The sequence below is a fragment of the Olleya sp. ITB9 genome, assembly GCF_001315805.1.
GTDB lineage: Bacteria > Bacteroidota > Bacteroidia > Flavobacteriales > Flavobacteriaceae > Olleya > Olleya sediminilitoris.
This window is the reverse complement of the sequence record NZ_BCBW01000018.1, coordinates 179,069-199,251: the sequence shown is the minus strand read 5'-3', so window position 1 is coordinate 199,251 and position 20,183 is coordinate 179,069. Positions and strand designations below refer to the sequence as shown.

15 protein-coding genes are annotated in these 20,183 nt (G+C 32.8%); 5 read left to right on the top strand and 10 right to left on the bottom strand.

Annotated features, from left to right (window positions below):
* Positions 1–4 precede the first annotated feature (4 nt).
* The 5 genes from ITB9_RS04915 to uvrA all read right to left on the bottom strand — a co-directional run bounded on the left by ITB9_RS04915 (position 5) and on the right by uvrA (position 10,211).
* A complete protein-coding gene (locus tag ITB9_RS04915; protein WP_054851376.1) occupies positions 5–2,416 on the bottom strand; it encodes a thiamine pyrophosphate-dependent enzyme in 2,412 nt (803 codons plus the stop codon).
* A gap of 155 nt (positions 2,417–2,571) precedes the next feature.
* Entirely contained in the window at positions 2,572–5,334 is a 2,763-nt protein-coding gene (locus ITB9_RS04910; RefSeq protein WP_261975557.1) for a metalloprotease, read from the bottom strand.
* Between the two features lie 65 nt (positions 5,335–5,399).
* Positions 5,400–6,665, bottom strand: a complete 1,266-nt coding sequence (locus ITB9_RS04905; protein ID WP_148638370.1) for an endonuclease/exonuclease/phosphatase family protein — start codon at positions 6,663–6,665, stop codon at positions 5,400–5,402.
* Between the two features lie 12 nt (positions 6,666–6,677).
* Complete coding sequence (locus ITB9_RS04900) at positions 6,678–7,367, bottom strand: TIGR00730 family Rossman fold protein (protein ID WP_028291148.1); 690 nt, start codon at positions 7,365–7,367, stop codon at positions 6,678–6,680.
* Between the two features lie 12 nt (positions 7,368–7,379).
* Positions 7,380–10,211, bottom strand: a complete 2,832-nt coding sequence (gene uvrA, locus ITB9_RS04895) for an excinuclease ABC subunit UvrA (RefSeq protein ID WP_054851373.1) — start codon at positions 10,209–10,211, stop codon at positions 7,380–7,382.
* Between the two features lie 130 nt (positions 10,212–10,341).
* On the opposite strand from uvrA, the gene ITB9_RS04890 reads away from it, so the two are divergent.
* Entirely contained in the window at positions 10,342–10,866 is a 525-nt protein-coding gene (locus ITB9_RS04890; RefSeq protein ID WP_054851372.1) for a hypothetical protein, read from the top strand.
* A 38-nt stretch (positions 10,867–10,904) separates the two neighbouring features.
* On the opposite strand, the gene ITB9_RS04885 is transcribed toward ITB9_RS04890, so the two are convergent.
* From ITB9_RS04885 to ITB9_RS04875, 3 genes are read right to left on the bottom strand one after another with little or no spacing between them, the layout of a single operon-like run.
* Positions 10,905–11,618, bottom strand: a complete 714-nt coding sequence (locus tag ITB9_RS04885; RefSeq protein ID WP_028291145.1) for a hypothetical protein — start codon at positions 11,616–11,618, stop codon at positions 10,905–10,907.
* A gap of 45 nt (positions 11,619–11,663) precedes the next feature.
* The gene (gene ggt / locus ITB9_RS04880) at positions 11,664–13,343 is read right to left on the bottom strand and encodes a gamma-glutamyltransferase (protein ID WP_054851371.1); all 1,680 of its coding nucleotides are present in this window, start codon (positions 13,341–13,343) and stop codon (positions 11,664–11,666) included.
* Positions 13,344–13,348: 5 nt separating this feature from the next.
* Positions 13,349–13,939, bottom strand: a complete 591-nt coding sequence (locus tag ITB9_RS04875) for an ACP phosphodiesterase (protein WP_054851370.1) — start codon at positions 13,937–13,939, stop codon at positions 13,349–13,351.
* A 41-nt stretch (positions 13,940–13,980) separates the two neighbouring features.
* Between ITB9_RS04875 and ITB9_RS04870 the strand changes: the two genes are divergently transcribed.
* Genes ITB9_RS04870 through ITB9_RS04860 form a run of 3 tightly spaced genes read left to right on the top strand, consistent with a single transcriptional unit; the run spans position 13,981 to position 17,961 of the window.
* A complete protein-coding gene (locus ITB9_RS04870; RefSeq protein WP_082396060.1) occupies positions 13,981–15,048 on the top strand; it encodes an acyltransferase in 1,068 nt (355 codons plus the stop codon).
* The gene (glmM, locus tag ITB9_RS04865) at positions 15,048–16,436 is read left to right on the top strand and encodes a phosphoglucosamine mutase (RefSeq protein WP_054851368.1); all 1,389 of its coding nucleotides are present in this window, start codon (positions 15,048–15,050) and stop codon (positions 16,434–16,436) included. Before ITB9_RS04870 ends, glmM begins: the two co-directional genes overlap by 1 nt.
* A 25-nt stretch (positions 16,437–16,461) precedes the next feature.
* On the top strand, positions 16,462–17,961 hold the full coding sequence (locus ITB9_RS04860) for an aminotransferase class V-fold PLP-dependent enzyme (RefSeq protein WP_054851367.1): 1,500 nt from the start codon (positions 16,462–16,464) through the stop codon (positions 17,959–17,961).
* A 70-nt stretch (positions 17,962–18,031) separates the two neighbouring features.
* On the opposite strand, the gene ITB9_RS04855 is transcribed toward ITB9_RS04860, so the two are convergent.
* Positions 18,032–18,922, bottom strand: coding sequence for a lysophospholipid acyltransferase family protein (locus tag ITB9_RS04855; protein WP_054851366.1), 891 nt, complete (start codon positions 18,920–18,922; stop codon positions 18,032–18,034).
* A gap of 63 nt (positions 18,923–18,985) precedes the next feature.
* On the opposite strand from ITB9_RS04855, the gene ITB9_RS04850 reads away from it, so the two are divergent.
* Positions 18,986–19,621: a rhomboid family intramembrane serine protease gene (locus tag ITB9_RS04850; protein WP_028291138.1), complete on the top strand. Its 636-nt coding sequence runs from the start codon at positions 18,986–18,988 to the stop codon at positions 19,619–19,621.
* Here ITB9_RS04850 and ITB9_RS04845 read toward each other — a convergent pair.
* Positions 19,618–20,130: a peroxiredoxin gene (locus ITB9_RS04845; protein WP_028606392.1), complete on the bottom strand. Its 513-nt coding sequence runs from the start codon at positions 20,128–20,130 to the stop codon at positions 19,618–19,620. The genes ITB9_RS04850 and ITB9_RS04845 overlap by 4 nt on opposite strands.
* Positions 20,131–20,183: the final 53 nt, after the last annotated feature.

The following is a 20,183-nucleotide window of genomic DNA, read 5'->3' as shown; positions in this document are numbered from 1 at the left end:
GTGATTATCTTAATTTAGGATAAGTACTAGGGCTAGCCTCATGCATGACGTCGTAAATAGCCTCAAATACGTCCTCAACAGATGGTTTAGAGAAATAGTCTCCATCTGTACCGTATGCTGGTCTGTGTGGTTTTGCTGCTAATGTTTTTGGCTGACTATCTAAAAATTTAAAAGCCTCTTGCTTGTTTAAAACTTGATCTAAAATATAAGCCGAAGCTCCACCAGGTACATCTTCATCAATAACCATTAATCGGTTAGTTTTTTGTACACTTTTGACAATATCATGATTTAAATCAAATGGTAATAATGATTGTACATCAATAATTTCGGCATTAATGCCAACTTCCGCTAATTCTTTAGCAGCTTGCTGAACAATTCTTAACGTTGAACCGTATGATACTAAAGTAATATCTTCTCCTTCTTTTACAGTTTCAACAACTCCAATAGGTGTTTTAAATTTACCAATATTAGATGGTAATTTTTCTTTTAAACGGTAACCATTTAAACATTCTACGACTAAAGCAGGCTCGTCACTTTGTAATAAAGTGTTATAAAAACCAGCAGCTTTGGTCATGTCTCTTGGTACTAAAACGTGAATACCTCTTACTAAATTTAATACGCCTCCCATTTGTGAACCAGAGTGCCAAATACCTTCTAGTCTATGACCACGAGTACGAATAATTAAAGGTGCTTTTTGACGTCCTTTTGTACGATATCTTAGCGTTGCCAAGTCATCACTAATAATTTGTAAAGCATACATGATGTAGTCTAAATACTGGATTTCAGCAATTGGACGTAAACCACGCATTGCCATACCAATTCCTTGTCCTAAAATAGTAGCTTCTCTAATACCTGCATCAGCAACACGAAGTTCGCCGTATTTTTCTTGTAAACCTTCTAAACCTTGGTTTACATCTCCAATGTTTCCTGCATCTTCACCAAATACTAAAGTTTCAGGATAGTTGTTGAATATATAATCAAAGTTTTCTCTTAAAACCACACGTCCATCTACAGTTTCATTATCATCAGTGTAGGTTGGTTTAACTTCTTTTACATGTATAGCTGCGCTTTCAGAATCGTTATATAAATCCGAACTATATAAAGGTTGTACTTTTTCAAAAAAGGCATCAATCCAATCTAATAATTGTTGTTTTTCTGAAGTGTTTTCAGAAATAACATAACGTAATGCTTTTCTTGCTGCTTGTACAGCGTCTTTTCTGTTAGGTTCTTTAGAGTCTTCTAATTCGTTTACTATTTTTTCAATAAAAACTTTGTTAGGACTTGAATTTGCAACGGTTTGTAAAAGCGAAACAATTTCATTTTTTTCAGCTAAAGCTGGTTCTAAATAATTAGACCAAGCAGCTTTTTTTGCATCTCTAACTTGTTTTTTTATGTTTTTTTCTATGGTTTGTAATTCTTCGTCAGTAGCAATATTATTGTCTATTAACCAAGTTCTCATTTTTACATTACAATCATTTTCAGCTTCCCAATTTAAACGCGCTTTATCTTTATAACGTTCGTGTGATCCTGAAGTCGAGTGACCTTGAGGTTGTGTTAACTCGTTAACATGAATTAAGACAGGTACGTGCTCTTCTCTAGCTATTTTTGAAGCTTCTTCATAAGTTGCAATTAAGTTGGCATAATCCCAACCTTTAACACGAAGTATCTCGTAACCATTAGCATTTTTATCACGTTGGAATCCTTTTAAGATTTCAGAAATATTTTCTTTTGTAGTTTGGTGTCTAGCGTGTACTGAAATTCCGTATTCATCATCCCAAACACTTATTACCATTGGTACTTGTAAAACACCAGCAGCATTGATGGTTTCAAAAAACAGACCTTCACTAGTACTGGCATTACCTATGGTTCCCCAAGCGACTTCATTTCCTTCAACAGAAAAATTTGTTGTATCAATACCTTTTACATTTCTGTAAATTTTTGAAGCTTGAGCTAATCCCAATAACCTTGGCATTTGTCCAGCAGTAGGAGAGATGTCAGAACTTGAGTTTTTTTGTTGTGTTAAATTATTCCAGTTACCATTAGCGTCTAAACTATGTGTGGCAAAGTGACCTCCCATTTGGCGACCTGCAGACATAGGTTCTTGACTTAAATCTGTATTGGCATATAAACCAGCAAAAAATTGTTGGATTGTTAATTGTCCAATAGCCATCATAAACGTTTGATCACGATAGTAACCAGATCTAAAGTCTCCGTTTTTAAAGGCTTTAGCCATAGCAAGTTGTGGCACTTCTTTACCGTCTCCAAAAATACCAAATTTAGCTTTTCCTGTTAAGACCTCTCGACGTCCAAGTAAACTACATTCTCTACTGGTTACAGCAACTTTATAGTCGTTAAGTACTTCGGTTTTAAAATCGTCAAAAGATAGGTCTTTATTAGTGTTAGCTTCTGTTTGCATATATAAGGGTGTTATTTGATAACAAATTTACTGAATATTTGTGGGTTTTGCAATATCAAAAATGCTTAAAAAAATAAGAATTATTTAAAAAACAGCTTGATTAAGCTAATAATCTGTAAAAAAACAGGGTTATATTTAATTCTGTTAAGAATTTATTAATACCAACGACGTGTAAATAGCCCTAAAAGTGTTTTAGGAGACAATGTGACTATAAACCTAATCTTTTCGTCGTAATTAGGTTGTCCAATCTCCCAACCTAAATTAGAATATATAGGGAAGTATAGCTCAAAATAATCTTCCACTAAATTTAATCTAATACCAGAATCGTAAACAAACTTAGGTTTAAAATTATGGCTTTTTATAATTCCTGCATCACCATACAACATTATGTACCTCCAAAGGGTTGTACTGGTATTAGCAGTTGTCATCCATTGGTTTGCAAAAGGTTGTCTTAATTTAGATTTAAATCCACCTTCGGCAATTATAATTTGTTGACTCAGTATTCCTGTTTGTTCACTTCGACCTAAATAATTATAATCAAATAAATAGTCTGTAGGTCTGTCTAAAGCAAAGCTAAAAAAGTCGGAATCTTGATAGGTGTCATTATATAAAAATACACCAGAAAATAGTCTTAAATTAAATTGTTTATTACGCTCGTTTAAATGTCTAAATTCTAATGTTGCAGATAACTTACCAAAGTTTTTAGCTAATTGTAAGTCCGTAAATAATGACGCATAATCTTTTAAATTGTTATCTACAATACCAAATTTGGTGTTAAACACTGAATATTTTGGTTCTCCATTAGTTTCAAATTCTCCCGTTGGATCAACCTCTCTATTTATATTGATGTATCTAAAAGATAGAAATTCACGCTTATTATCTCTCAGATTTTTATGGTCTCTAAAATTAAAATCTATAAAAGGTGTAAAAGAGGTGTAACTTAAATTTGGAGCATAATTATAATAGTTACCAGATAAACCGTAGCGTGTGCGATAGTTATCAGAATCTTCAGGACGTGCATTATATATCAAGGAAGCACTACCGACAATTTGCTTACTTTTAAATCCAAATTTGGGACTAATTTTATATAGAAAGCGCTTACTTAATAACGTTTTGTTGTATAATTTTAATCCAGGTGATAAACCATCATAAAAGTTATACTCAAATTCTGGCATAAAAAAGACTTGACTGAAATTAGGGTCTTCAATATCTTTAAATAATCTAAATTGAAGCGGTTTATTGGTTAAGAAAAAGCCATTTAGTTTTTTATAGTTGTTACGTTGGTTAAATTCCGGAATGGTATAATCACAATTAAGTGCTAACTGGTCAACATCATTATTTGCAATGGTTATTTTTTTTGTACCATCAAAACCTTCAATCCATTGTTTAGTGGTTATGCTATCATTTTTTAAAGTGAATAAAGAAATAGGCATTGCATTATTACGTATGTTTTTTAAAGTAATGGTAATAGAATCTTCAGTTTTTTTGACCTTTTTTATTTTGAAATCTATTTTCTTACTAGTCTTTACATAATCATTAAAAAACCATTCAATATTCTTATCGGTTTTTGAAGTTATTAAAGTTTCAAAATCCTTAGGTGTCGTGCGTTTAAGCTTAGTTTGTTTAACAAACTCACTTATGGTTTGGTCTACGATAGAATCTCCAACATAATCATCCAAATATTTTAAACCAACAGCAGCTTTATATTTATTAGAAATATTTTTGTTGAATTTTAACAACGAATCTTTAGCCATACCAATAGGCTGGTCAATATTTGTACGTGCCATGTGCATGTATAAAAACGAATATTGGTCGTTAAAATTTAAGTCTGACGCATGAAACGCTCTGACACCCCAAACTTTGGCTAGTTTTCCTAGAATTTTTTGATTTGGATAATAGTCTTCTACATATTTAATTAAGTAATACACCTGAATACCATCCAACAACCATTGTTCTTCTCTTGGATTTATTAAAAAAGTGTTTTCTAGATATACTTTTAAAGCTGTTTTAAGTATTTTAAGTTCATATTGAAAACTATCTTCAAATGGTCTAATAAAATCTGGTAATAAATTTAAACCATAGATTGGATCTTTTTTATAGTCAATCCAAGTTAGTAATAGTTTTTTGTGAGGATATTGACCTAGGTTTTTGGTTATAAATTGTGCGACTTTGTCAGATAAAATGGCAACATCAGTAACTGGTAAATCTTCGGTGTCTAAATTAGATTCAATACTAAAAAAATCAGTTTCAACTGTATTAAAATCGTTTGTTGTTACTAACGAGAATTTTGTGTTTGTTCTGTCCTTTCCGCTAAAAATAGATGTAGTTCTATTTTCAATAGTAGTGTTTTCAACTAAATCTAATTCTGTTATTGGTTTAAAGTTATTTGGGTAATTAACTTTTAGTGTAATATCAGAAGGATTTACATAAAGGTCATCCAAGTCTTTGTTACTGTAATAATGCCAAGTTCCGTCAAATACAGCAGGAGTTATGTACCAAAAGCGTAGGTTGTATTGACCATCACCTGTAAGACCATAACGCGTAAATTTATTATTTTGGACTTGTACAATGTAGTTTAATGATAAATCATAGGTTTCATTTGGTGCTAAAGGATTTTTTAACGCAACTTTTATAACATCTGGATGCTGCTTTAATCTTTGATGATAAACCTCTTGACCTTCTTGTTTTATAGCTGTTATAGCAGTAAAACCTCTGTCTTCATTATTAGCAAAATGGAATGTGGTTTTAAATTCATCTGCAAACCGATCTGCTAAAGGAGTCGTTTTAGAAGAGTAACTATGGCTCCAATCATTAAGATAAATGGTGTCTAATGTTTGATTTGTAGTGTTTTTGTATTTTATGTTTTGAGTAATTTTAATACTATGTTTTGTGGTATCAAAATTAGCATCAATAGTCATGCTATTTTGGCTTAAAGCCGAAAGACTTAAAAGTAAAAAACAAATTAATAAATAATGATTTAGCTTCAATGTATTTTTACAAACTTTAAGGGTTTAACAGCAATATTATCTAATGAAATATAATATATTCCTTGTGATAAATACGAAATATCTGTCAAAATAGTTTTGTTAGAAGACACAATAGTTTTTATTACTTGGCCTAAACTGTTGTAAATCTGAATCTTGTGTTTTTTAATTTGTGTGTTATTTATTTTTAAAGCTAATGTATTAGCAATAAGGTTGGAGCCAATAATTTCAAAAACGACAGGATTTTCAGTAAACTTGGTTAGATTTAAAAAATTCTGGTTGGTTTCAAAGTTTAAGGTTACAGGAAGGTGATCACTAAAATTATGAAGTGACTCTCTAATAGTATTAGAAAATAATGTCCCAGAACAATCATCGCTATTAATAGCGCTATTCCAACAATCTGAATTATTGTTATTACCAAAAACCTGATAGCTATTGGGTTGTACTTGTAAACCTGTGTTGTTACTTAATGAGGTACTTGTCATTATAAAATCAAACCTATCATCAAACCCTCCAGTTGTTCCGCCTAAACCCGTTACTGTTCTTGTAGATTGAGTAAATACATCTACATAATTACTATTATTATGCCAGCTTCCCATGCGGTTTGCAGGATCTGTAAAAGTAATCGTGTTGGCAGGATTAATAAATTCTTGAAAAGCAGGTTCTGAATTGGTATACACATTAAAATCTCCAGCTAGTATAAAATAATCATCATCAGAAAAGCCATCTAAATAAGTGGTTAAGTCTTGAGCCATTTGCAAGCGTAATTGCTGGTTGTTTGTTCCGCTAGAAGCTTTTAAATGACAAACTATTACATTAAGAGTAATTGGGTTTGTGTTTTGGTTTACTGTATTTAATGTTAAAGTGTAATGGTTAAAATCTCTGTAAATGGTAGTGATTACAGTTTGGTTATCTAAAGTAAATTTTGAGCTGTCAAAATAGATTAGATTTTGTAAGTCGTTTTGGTCGCTAATTGTGTCATCGCTTGTATTTAAAACAAAATTAGCCATTTGGTAGTCTGGATTAATGCTTTGTTGCATCATGTTTAAAATAGAATTTGCGCCAGACTCATTATTAAGTTCGCAAACCATAAATATATCAGGTTGATAGTCTGATAAAATAATTTCTAGTTCTGATAATCTTGTAGTAGAGGGTTGTTGAAGTGGGAAGTTTAATAGATTATAAAACATAGTTTTAAAGGTGTCTTGCCCGAAGACACCAGTAAAACTTAGTAATGTGATAATGAAAAAAAGAGACTTTTTCATTGTTTTATATGTTTAGAAATTAGGGCTTAATCCATAATCTTTGTAAAAACTGTCTAAAATATCTACAACCTCTTCAGCTGTATCCACTAAATGTATTAAATCTAAATCACCTTCGCTAATATTAGCAAACTTATCTAGTAAAGTAGACTTTACCCAATCCATTAATCCTGACCAAAAATCGGTTCCAACTAATATAATTGGAAATTTCTCTATTTTATTAGTTTGTATTAAGGTTATGGCTTCAAATAATTCGTCCAATGTCCCAAAACCACCTGGCATTACTACAAAACCTTGACTGTATTTTACAAACATTACTTTTCTAACAAAAAAGTAGTCAAAATCTAAGCTTTTATCAGAATCAATATATGGATTATCATGCTGTTCAAACGGTAATTCGATATTTAATCCAACCGAAGTACCTCCTGCTAAATGTGCGCCTTTATTACCTGCTTCCATAATACCAGGTCCACCACCTGTAATAACACCATAGCCAGCATCTACAATTTTAGAGGCTACATTTTCGGCTAGTTTATAGTATTTATGATCTGGTTTTGTACGTGCAGAACCAAAAATAGACACAGATGGTCCTATGGCACTCATTTTTTCAAATCCATTAACAAATTCTCCCATGATTTTAAAAATCGCCCAAGAATCGTTTGTTTTTTTCTCGTTCCAACCTTTTGGATGTTGTTCTTTTCTCATTTACTTTTAATATTATTTTAATTCTTTTTTTAAAAATTTAGCTGTGTAGCTTTTTTTATGTTTTGCAACTTTTTCTGGTGTTCCTTCTACAATGACTTGACCACCACCTTTTCCGCCTTCATAACCAATATCAATAATATGATCTACGGTTTTAATAACGTCTAAATTATGTTCGATAATTAATACGGTATTCCCTTTATCTGCTAATTTATTAAGCACAATCATCAATACTCTAATATCTTCAAAATGAAGTCCTGTAGTAGGTTCGTCTAAGATATAAAAAGTATTCCCAGTATCGCGTTTGCTTAACTCGGTAGCCAATTTAATACGCTGTGCTTCACCACCAGACAGTGTTGTACTTTGTTGTCCTAAGGTAATGTATCCTAAGCCAACATCTTTAATAGTTTTAAGTTTTTTATGGATTTTAGGGATGTTTTCAAAAAAGTCAACTCCTTCGTTTATAGTCATATCTAAAACATCACTAATACTTTTTCCTTTATATCTAATTTCAAGTGTTTCGCGATTAAAACGTTTTCCTTGACAAGTTTCACACTCGACGTATACATCAGGTAAAAAATTCATTTCAATAACACGTAAACCTCCACCTTTACAGGTTTCACAACGTCCACCAGCAACATTAAAACTAAAACGACCTGGTTTATAACCACGTATCATGGCTTCTGGTATTTTAGCAAAAAGACTACGGATTTCGTCAAAAGTTTTGGTATAAGTAGCAGGATTACTTCTTGGTGTACGACCAATTGGTGATTGATTAATATCAATAACTTTATCTATGTGCTCTAAACCTTTAATGCTTTTGTAAGGCATTGGTTTTTTAACACCATTAAAGTAATGCGCATTTAAAATAGGGTATAAGGTTTCGTTAATTAGGGTAGATTTACCACTACCAGAAACACCAGTAACTCCTATCATTTTTCCTAATGGAAATTTAACCGATACATTTTTTAAGTTATTACCAGTACAGCCTTTAAGCTCTAAAACATGACCATTACCTTCACGACGTTTTTCAGGGATTTCAATTTCTTGTTTTCCGTTTAGGTACTGTGCAGTTAATGTTTTTTCTTTTAATAATTGTTTTGGTGTTCCTTGACTTATAATTTCTCCACCATGTTTACCAGCTCTTGGACCTATGTCTATCACGTGATCTGCACGTTCTATCATGTCTTTATCGTGCTCTACAACAATAACAGAGTTTCCAATGTCACGTAAAGACACTAAGCTGTTTATTAGTTTTTCGTTATCACGTTGGTGTAAACCAATACTAGGTTCGTCAAGGATGTATAAAACACCAACCAACTGAGACCCAATTTGAGTGGCTAATCTAATACGTTGAGCTTCTCCACCAGATAAAGATTTTGAGCTTCGGTTTAAAGATAAATAATCCAACCCAACATCTAATAAAAACTGAAGTCTGGCATTGATTTCCTTTATAATTTCTTCAGCAATTTTAATTTGCTTATTGGATAAAAATTCTGGTAATTGTTTAAACCAAATCGCTAAATCACTAATGTCTTGATTGGCTAATTCGGCTATATTTTTACCGTTAACTTTAAAGTATAACGATTCTTTTTTAAGTCTTGCACCTTCACAAACAGGACAAGTCACTTTGTCCATGTAATCTTTAGCCCAACGTTTTAAAGACGTTGACTCTGCATTTTTATATTGACTTTCAATAAAATTGGCAACCCCTTCAAAATCTATTTTATAGTCTCTAGTAATACCTAGGGTTTTACTTTCAACAGAGAATTTTTCATTACCACCAAACATAATGATTTGCTTGGCTTCTTTTGGTATGGATTTATAAGGATCACTTAATTTAAAATTATAACGTTCGGCAATCGTTTCAAACTGTTTAAAAATCCAACTCTTTTTTTCAGGACCATGAGGTGCTAATGCACCTGCTTTAATGGATAAAGTGTCGTCAGGTATAATTTTATTTTCGTTAACTTGGTATAATGTTCCGATACCATTACAATTATCACAAGCTCCTTTTGGCGAGTTAAATGAAAAATTATTAGGTTCTGGATTTGGGTAAGAAATACCAGAACTTGGACACATCAAATTACGACTAAAATAGCGTGCCTCTTGCGTGTCTTGATCAATAATCATTAACACATCATCACCATGGTACATGGCAGTGTTAATGGTTTCGGTTAAGCGTTTGTCATTATCAACACCATCATCAATTTTTAATCTGTCAATTACAATTTCAATATCATGTGTCTTGTAACGATCTAGTTTCATGCCTTTCACTAAATCCTTAATTTCACCATCGGTTCGTACTTTCACAAAGCCCTGTTTGGCAATTTGCTCAAATAACTCGCGATAATGTCCTTTTCTAGATCTAATTACAGGTGCTAATATATTTATGCGCTTACCTTTATAGCTTTCGGTAATTAATTGTTTGATTTGGTCGTCACTATAACTTACCATTTTATCTCCAGTATTATAGCTGTAGGCATCACTACCTCTGGCATATAAAAGACGCAAAAAGTCATAAATTTCGGTAATAGTACCAACTGTAGATCTTGGAGATTTGCTAGTCGTTTTTTGCTCAATAGCAATAACAGGAGATAGACCATCAATTTTGTCTACATCAGGACGTTCTAATCCACCTAAAAATTGTCTTGCGTAAGCCGAAAACGTTTCGATATAACGACGTTGTCCTTCGGCATAAATGGTGTCAAATGCTAATGACGACTTACCACTACCTGATAAACCAGTAATAACCACTAGTTTTTCACGCGGAATGGTAACATCAATATTTTTAAGGTTATGTGCTCTAGCACCTTTAACCTCAATGTTTTCTTCAAAATTTTTCATAGCATTTTTAAGCTTTATCCAGAGATAGACAAGATAGCAAAGATACGCATTTTGTAATTCTTTTTAAAAATGATGTTTGTTAGGATTTTATTAATTATTGTTATTTTTGAAAGGACTAAACATCATAAAAATGGAAATATTAGGAATAGGGTCTAGAATTAATCACCCAGAACATGGTAAAGGCGTTGTCACAAACATAGATAGCAAACACTATTGGGTGACTTTTATTGAAAATGGTATAGAAACCATTGCTTTAGATGATACTTTTGAGATTATTGAAACGACTAAAAACGAAGTAGATACGGTTAGTTTTTTTGATATTGAAAGTAGCCTAGTTAGCATTTTGAAATCCTATAGCGATGTCTCGGAAATTGTACCAATTGGAGACAAGTGGAAAGGCGGAATGTTAGAATTAAAACCAGCAGATAGCAATTTAAAAAGTAAAGAGATTAAAATAGACGATTTTTTTAAGAAAATAACCATGGTCAGAGACAGGCTTAGAGTTATGGAACAAAAGGTTAACTCTAGTAATTTAGAGGCACAAGAAAAAGTAGATTTACAACAGTATATTACACGTATCTACGGAAGCTTAACCACATTTAATGTGTTGTTTAAGTCTAAAGAACAGCATTTTGTAGGCCAAAAAGGAAAGTGAAAATTAGACAACTAAAACACCAGTAAATAACGTTTTGTTTATTTGCTGGTTTTAATATTGTCCAATTCGATTCCTAAAAACAACAATTTATGGTGTGTTGGTAATTGTGCTCCTGTATTTGTTGTTTTCCAGCTATCCCATGACGCTTCCAAACCACCAATAGGTAGTATGTCAACCCACATTTTAAATGTAGTAGGTTTATAATCTTGATCTAAAATCCATAAATAAGAATCTCCTGGTGTACTTCCGCCTTGATTATAAGTGACTAATAAGGCGTCTTTACCATTGTGCTTAACAATACTGCGTGATACACCATTATCTAATACTTTATAAGGTGCAACCAACCAAAACGAATCATTATTAAAGTAATCTGTTGCAGTTTTGATAAGGTCTGCATTGTTGGAGTCTTCCACTTTAAGCTTATCTATGTAAACCTCACTTGTATTTGGATTGTTTAGATTTAAAATGACTTTGTAGTTTTTCCAACTCACTTCGCAAGTGTTTTCTTTTTTGTTCCACTTGTAATGATGTCTGTTTTTAAAAGTCCATTCTAATACATTTGTAGCATCATATGCTGCCGAGTTTAACGCTATCAACATTTTATGAGCTAATATTTCTGCTTTTTCAGGTTGTGAACCTACAGGTAACTCTTCGTTGTATTTAAAATATAAAAATCCAAAAAATAGAAGACTTGGTAGCGTGAAAAATATAATTACTCCAGCGACTATTTTTAATATTTTTTTTGGTTTCATAAATTTAAGCGATTTTTTTTGTAAAAATAGTATTAAAAAATGGGTTTAAAACCCAAAAGCGGTGTCATCACCACGTTTATCTGCCCCAGCTTCTAATTGTCCATTGTCTAACACTAAAATACCATCTACTTTCCCAATCACATCAGCATTTTCTTCGTTTATAATGTATCCTTTTGCTTTTAATTGTTGGATTAATTGTTGAGAAAACGAGTCAGGTTCCATTCTTATAGTATCTGGTAACCATTGGTGATGGAATCTTGGTGCATCTACAGCGTCTTGCATAGTCATGTCATATTCATGTACATTTAAAATGGTTTGCATCACAGAGGTGATTATTGTGGATCCACCAGGCGTACCCAAAGTCATATACAATTGATCGTTTTTTTCAACAATAGTTGGTGCCATAGAGCTTAGCATGCGTTTTTCTGGTAAAATGGCATTAGCTTCCGCTCCAATTAATCCATACACATTTGGTACACCAGGTTTACTAGAAAAATCATCCATTTCGTTGTTAAAAAAGAACCCTAATTCTTGACTATATAATTTAGATCCGTAGCCAGAGTTTAATGTTGTTGTTACTGCAATAGCATTTCCAAATTGATCAACAATAGAGTAGTGGGTAGTTTCATCACTTTCAATAATTTGTACTTTACCATGAGATACTGTTGTTGATGCGGTCGCTGCATCAAAACTAAAATTAGACATTCTACTTTTAATATAACTTTCACTAAGTAATTGGTCTTGTGGTACGGTTACAAAATCAGGATCACCTAGGTAATAACTTCTGTCAGCGTAAGCACGACGCTCAGCTTCAGTTATAACTTGAATGGCTTTAAGCGAGTTGTGTCCAAATTCATCTAAATTATAATCTTCAATTTGTAACATGATTTGACCTAAACAAATTCCTCCACTTGAAGGCGGAGACATAGATATAATATTTAGGTTATCATACTCAAAAGTTACAGGTTGCCTCCATTGGGCTTCATAGCTTGCTAGGTCGTCAATGGTAATAATACCTCCATTCTTTTGAATAAAATCTGCTATTTTTTTAGCTGTTTCCCCTTTATAAAATTCATCACGTCCATTTAACATTATCGCTTTAAGTGTTTTAGCAAGTTTAGGTTGTTTTATGGTGTCTTTAGCCTTCCATGCTTTACTAAATAAAATAGGTGTTTTGTTTACTTCTAAAAAAGCTAGGCGTTTGTCGTCTAATACTGCTTGGTCTTTTGTTGTTAGTACATAGCCTTTGTTAGCTAAGTCTATTACAGGTTGCATGATGGTTTCCATTGGAAGCGATCCAAATTTATCATGTACTTCAAATAGGCCAGCTATTGTACCAGGTATTCCAACTGCTAAACCGCCTTTAGTGCTTAAACCTGGTATGACATTGCCTAAACTGTCTAAATACATGTCTTTGGTGGCTAGCTTAGAGGCTTTTTCACGATAGTCTAAAGCACCAATACTTCCGTCTTCTAGGCGGTACACCATAAAACCACCACCACCAATATTACCTGCATAAGGATAGCAAACAGCCAAAGCAAGGTCTGTAGCAATCATGGCATCAAATACATTTCCGCCTTGTTTTAAAATAGCTGATCCAATTTTAGACGCTTCTGCTTTAGCAGAAACCACCATAGCCTGATTTGTTATTAATCCGCGTTTATTATTGTTTTTACAACTAAATACTAAGCTTGAAAATAGGATTGCGATTAGTAGTTTTTTCATAGATATCAGGATTGTAATTGGGCTAAGGTTTTGTTTGAAAATGCGATTAATTCGTCAAAAAAACTAGTAAATTCCGCTTCAAATTCGTTGTAAAATTCTTCTAGTTCGTTTATGGCTAAATTCATTTTGGATCTGTTTTTAGTACGTTTATTCATACCTTCCAAAACTTTTCCAATACCTTCAATTGACGCATAACTAAGTAGCCAATTATCGGCTAACATATGAGGCATCATTTTTTGAATGCGTTGTGGTAAAATTTCAAAGTTGTCCTCTAAGGTGAGATAGAAATCATCAATGTAATTTGCTAACGGAATATCAGAATATTTTGACCAGTTTTTAGCTAAATAATGATCATATAATATGTCTACAATCACACCAGAGTAATGTCCGTAATTCTTGTGAAGTCGCTTGGTGCTTTTCCTTACCGTAGGATGTGCATCTGTGAAAGTGTCTATTTGAAGATGTAATTGTATCCCTATTTGGATTTGGTCATCAAAATCATCATATTTGTTACCCCTGATACCATCAGCAATAAAATTGCCAATGGTTATTTTTTTGTTATCTCCCGAAAGATATATATGTGCAAGAAAATTCATCTTATAAATATATATAAATTTAGTCTGTAAACTTTTAAAATTTGAAGCGATTACCCAATTTAGATGTCTTACGTTTTGTACTTGTCAGTATAGTAGTGTTTTTTCATTTGCCTCAATTATGTAAAAACCAAGGGCTTCCGTACTTTATTGATGCGCCTATTTTTAATCGTGGTATTGAAGCGGTTTATTTGTTTTTTGTATTAAGTGGCTTTTTAATCATCAAAATAATTTACGATAATAAACAAGAAGGAACATTTTCTATAAAAAAGTTTTATACCAGACGCGTATTAAGAATTTTTCCACTGTATTATTTAATCATGATTTTTGGGTATATTTTCTATTGGTTAGTTTTACCTAAATTAGGGATGGCTTATCATAATAATTACGCGTTAACAGACAGTATTGTATTAACAACTTTTTTTATGCCTAATATTAGTGCTAAATTGTTTATGCCTGGCGGAATTCTAGAAGTATTATGGTCTATAGGTATTGAAGAACAGTTTTATATTTTAGTAGCTCCATTGTTGTTTTTTGTAAATAAAAATAGAGTCTTGCAGCTATTAATAGTGTTAACTATTGGTTATTTTATAGTATTCCATTTGGACATTTTTAGTTATTTTAAAAAGTACAATATGGTGTTTTTCTTTATGTTTTTTGGTGGTATAGTTGCTATTTTAGAAGATAAAAAGAAATTAGAGTTTTTAAAATATACAGCTCTAATACCTATTACAATTTTTACATTAACCGTATTGTATTTTACAACTACCGCTTTACATGTTATTGAAGGGGTTTGGTTTAACCTGGTATCCATGGTTTTATTTGGATTATTTGTTCACACTTTAGCTTATAATAACAGAGGCATACAAATAAAAAATAAAGCTCTAAATTATTTGGGGCAGATATCTTACGGATTATATATGTACAATGTTATTGCATTATACGTTGTAGTTTACTTATTTTTGGAATTGCAAAAAACAATAAAGATTAACGCTGTTTTAATAATCTTACTAATGTATTTGTTGACCTTTGCATTAACTGTAATAATAGCCCATTTTTCGTATAAATATTTTGAAGGCTATTTTTTAAAACTTAAAAACAAATTTAGATAATGACACTTATAAAATCTATATCAGGAATTAGAGGAACCATAGGAGGAACCGTAGGCGAAAACCTGACGCCTATTGATGCTGTAAAATTTGCCTCTGCTTACGGGACGTGGTTAAAACAACAACGCAACAAAACCGATTATAAAGTGGTGGTTGGACGTGATGCACGTTTATCTGGAGATATGATCCAAAACTTAGTCATGAATACTTTGGTTGGTTTAGGTATTCATGTAATAGATTTAAACCTGTCTACAACACCAACAGTAGAGATTGCGGTACCAATGGAACATGCTGATGGAGGGATTATACTAACTGCAAGTCATAACCCTAAACAATGGAACGCACTAAAATTGCTTAATGCTAAAGGTGAATTTTTAGATGGAGCCGAAGGACAAAAAATATTAGAAATAGCTGAGTCTGATAGCATGACTTTTGCAGAGGTTGATGATTTAGGAAAAATCACCAAGAACGATGCTTATATAGATATCCATATAGATGAAGTTTTAGAGCTTGAATACGTTAACCAAAAAGCTATTGAAGCAGCTAATTTTAAAGTCGTAGTCGATGGTGTTAATAGTACGGGAGGAATTGCAATTCCTTTATTATTAGAGCGTTTAGGTGTAGAGGCTGTTAAGTTGTATTGCGATCCAACAGGTCATTTTCCGCATAATCCAGAGCCTTTAAAAGAGCATTTAGGGGATTTGTCTAACGAAGTTAAAAAACATAATGCCGATTTTGGTATTGTTGTAGATCCTGACGTCGATCGTTTAGCGTTTATGGATGAAAACGGAGACATGTTTGGTGAAGAATATACACTTGTTGCTTGTGCAGACTGGGTATTAAGTCAAAATCCAGGAAATACAGTCAGTAACATGAGCTCGACAAGAGCACTACGTGATGTCACTGAAAAACATGGTGGAACTTATGAAGCGTCTGCAGTTGGAGAGGTAAACGTCGTTACTTTAATGAAAAAAAATAACGCGGTTATTGGAGGAGAAGGTAATGGAGGTATCATTTATCCAGACTCTCATTATGGTCGTGATGCTTTAGTAGGTGTGGCTTTATTTTTAAGCCTACTTGCCGAAAGACAATTAAGTGTTAGTGCGTTACGTAAAACGTACACGAGCTATTTTATGAGTAAAAAGAAAATACAATTAACACCAAGCTTAGATGTTGATGCTATTTTAAAAGCTATGGAAGACAACTATAGCAACGAAAATCTTACCACTATTGATGGGGTTAAAATAGATTTTGCTGAAAGTTGGGCACATTTACGTAAAAGTAATACCGAGCCAATTATTAGAATTTATACCGAAGCTAAAAGCCAAACCGAAGCAGATAGCTTAGCAGATAAAATCATTGCAGAAATCAAACAAATCGCAAATATTTAGTATATTAATTGTAAATCATTGGGTTATGCATCATACAAACACACAAAGAACAACAACTTCTAAATTAGAAACCTATTTCTCTCAGTTTAGGCAACATATTGTTGGTGTAGATCAAGAGTTTGAATCGCCTTACGGAAATCAAAAAATGGTGTACACAGATTGGACTGCTTCAGGACGTTTGTACAGACCCATTGAAGATAAATTATTACATCAGTTTGGTCCTTTTGTAGCTAATACACATACCGAAACGACTGTGTCAGGTACAGCCATGACTAATGCCTATCACAAAGCAAGACAAATAATAAAAGGTCACGTTAATGCTAATGCAGACGATGTATTGATTGTTGCAGGTAATGGTATGACTAGTGTGGTTAATAAGTTTCAACGTATTTTAGGAATTAAAATACCAGAAAACATACAAAAATATACCACAATTCCAGAGGCTATAAGGCCTGTAGTGTTTGTGTCTCATATGGAGCATCATTCTAACCATACCTCATGGTTAGAGACTATTGCAAAAGTAGAAGTTATTCCTGCTGGTGAGGATGGTTTATTTAGTTTAGAAAATTTAGAAATTCTTTTAGAAAAACATAAAGAGTGTCCTTTAAAAATAGCATCTGTTATTGGCGGAAGTAATGTTACAGGCATCCAGACGCCTTACCATCAAATTGCAAAATTAATGCATAACAATGGAGGTGTCTGTTTTGTAGACTTTGCCTGTTCGGCACCTTATGTAGATATAAACATGCATCCAGACCATCCAGACGAAGCTTTAGATGCGGTTTTCTTTTCGCCTCATAAGTTTTTAGGAGGACCCGGAACCTCAGGTGTTTTAGTATTTAATAAAAAGTTGTACAAAAACATGATACCAGATTGTCCTGGAGGTGGTACAGTCAGTTGGACTAATCCTTGGGGAGAACATAAGTATATAGATAATATTGAAGATCGTGAAGATGGTGGTACACCAGGTTTTTTACAAACCATAAAAACAGCCTTATCCATTAAATTAAAAGAGCAAATGGGTGTCAAAAACATGCTAGATCGTGAGCATGAGTTATTGCATCAAATATTTACAAATTTAGATGGTGTTAATAACCTGCATATTTTAGCAGGAGATCATAAAGACCGTTTAGGTGTGGTCTCCTTTTATATAGATAATTTACATTTTAATTTAGGGGTCAAATTACTTAACGATAAGTTTGGTATCCAAACTCGTGGTGGATGCAGTTGTGCAGGGACTTATGGACATTATTTATTACACGTAGATCAGCAACAGTCGCATGATTTGGTTAACGAGATTTCTTTGGGTGATTTAATCCGTAAACCAGGTTGGATCCGTTTATCTGTTCATCCAACAACGACTTGTAATGAGGTCGATTATGTTTGCGAAAGCTTAATTGCTTTAGCTGAAAATCATGAAGAATGGGCTAAGGATTATGAGTATAACAAAGCAAACAACGAGTTTATACACAAAAGCTTTATTCCTAAAAATGATGTTAGAGTCAGTGATTGGTTTGAGTTATAAAATACAATGCCTTTTTAACTTTTAAATACATAAAAAAGCCCTTTATACTATTTAATAAAGGGCTTTTGTTTTACTTAAAATCTTCAGGAGATTTATCACGATGTTTCCAACGTTTATGAGTCCATAAGTAATACTGAGGCGCTTCTTCAATTTGTTGTTCAACCAATTTAAAAAAGGCATCAGTAATCTCGTAATCTTTATAATCGTTTGGATGTTCTGCTATGGTTTTAAACGTGGTTTCATAAAACCCTCTTTTTACTCGTTTTACAGCAAAAAACACCACAGACATGTCTAGTCTTTTAGCTAGCAATTCGGCGCCTGTATGAGCTGGGACGTGTATACCCATAAAATCTAACCAATGGTGTGCTTTCCAAGGTTTAGGGCTCTGGTCAGACACAAACCCATTGATCGTTAATTCGCCTTTGTTTTTAGCCTCTTGTAAGGTGTCAAAGGTATCTTTAGTGGTAATTAAATACGAGTTGTATTTGGCTCTGATGCGTTTGACTAATTTGTCAAAATATTTATTCTCTAACCTTTTGTATACCGCATACCCTTTGCTACGTACATGATTTTGTAAAATAAAAATCCACTCCCAACTTCCATAATGTGCGCACATTAGCACAATGCTTCGGTTGTTATTTTCATGTTTATGGATTTCTTCAATATTAGGAAACGTCATGCGCTTCATCATTTGTTTTTCACTAATGGTTAAAGACTTAATAGCTTCAACCACCATATCACATAAATGATGGTAGAATTTTTTTCGGATACTTACAATTTCATCTTCAGATTTATTAGGGAAAACAAGATGCAAATTCTCTTTAACAGTTTTTTTTCTGTATCCAATAATATGGTAGATTAAAAAATACAATCCATCAGAAAAAGCATACAATAGCCTAAACGGAAGTATTGATATTAACCATAAAAGGGGATAAATTAAAATATAGGCTAAAAATTGCATGAATACTTATTAATTTTGCTATTGCAAATATATGTTATATTTGACTTAAACTTAATCTAGACCATGGGTAATTTTAATATTATAACAATTATAATCATCGCAGCAAATGTGATTATCTCTTACAAGGGATTTGAAGATCGTGTGTTTTTTGAAAAGTATAAATTTAACGTTGGCGCGATAAAAAGAGGCGAGCAATTTAGGGTGTTTAGTTCTGGTTTTTTACATGTTAATCCGCAGCACTTATTATTTAACATGATAACGTTATACTTTTTTGCATGGTTAGTTATTGCAAGGGTAGGCGAGACTAAATTTATTGTCATTTACCTAGTCAGCTTGGTAGCAGGTAGTTTGCTATCGTTGGTTTTTAATAAAGATAATTACCATTATAGTGCAGTTGGAGCCAGTGGTGCAGTAATGGGTATTATTTACTCGGCTATATTATTTGACCCTTGGATGCAAATTAACTTTATAATTCCAGGTTGGGTGTTTGGTATTGGGTATTTGTTATATTCCATTTACGGTATGAAAAAACAAATTGGTAACATTGGTCACGACGCACATTTTGGAGGTGCAGTTGGTGGTTATGTAACGACTTTAATAATAGCACCTTGGTTATTAAAAACAGATTTAACCATGGTATTGGTATTAGCCATACCCATTGTTGTACTGTATGTCATGCAAAAAACAGGGAAGATTTAGTGGTCTAAAATCTCAGCAACCTTTTTTTCTAAAGCTTTACCACGTAAGTTTTTAGCAATAATTTTACCTTCACCATCTAAAATATATGTTGCAGGTATGGCACGTACACCATAAGTAGCTGCAATAGGCTCTTGCCAACCTTGTAGGTTAGATAAATGTTTCCAAGTCAATTTATCTTGTGCTATAGCATTTATCCAACGTTGTTTATGACCTTGTTTGTCTAAAGAGATACCTACTATTTCTAAACCTTTACTGTGGTACTTGTTATACATTTTAACCACGTTTGGATTTTCTCGTCTACATGGTCCGCACCAACTAGCCCAAAAATCTAAAATAACTAGCTTACCTTTAATATCTTTTAAAGACAGGTCTTTACCTTCTGGTGTTTTTGCAGTAAAAGTAGGCGCATAATCCCCAATTTTAGTACCATAAACCATCGGTTTTTTTTGCTCTTGTACACAAGACAACGTAAAAGTAGCAACCAATACAAGTAAAATATAATGTTTCATGAGTGTAAGTGTTTCTAGCAAATATAAAATATAATAATTGATTTATTTATGTC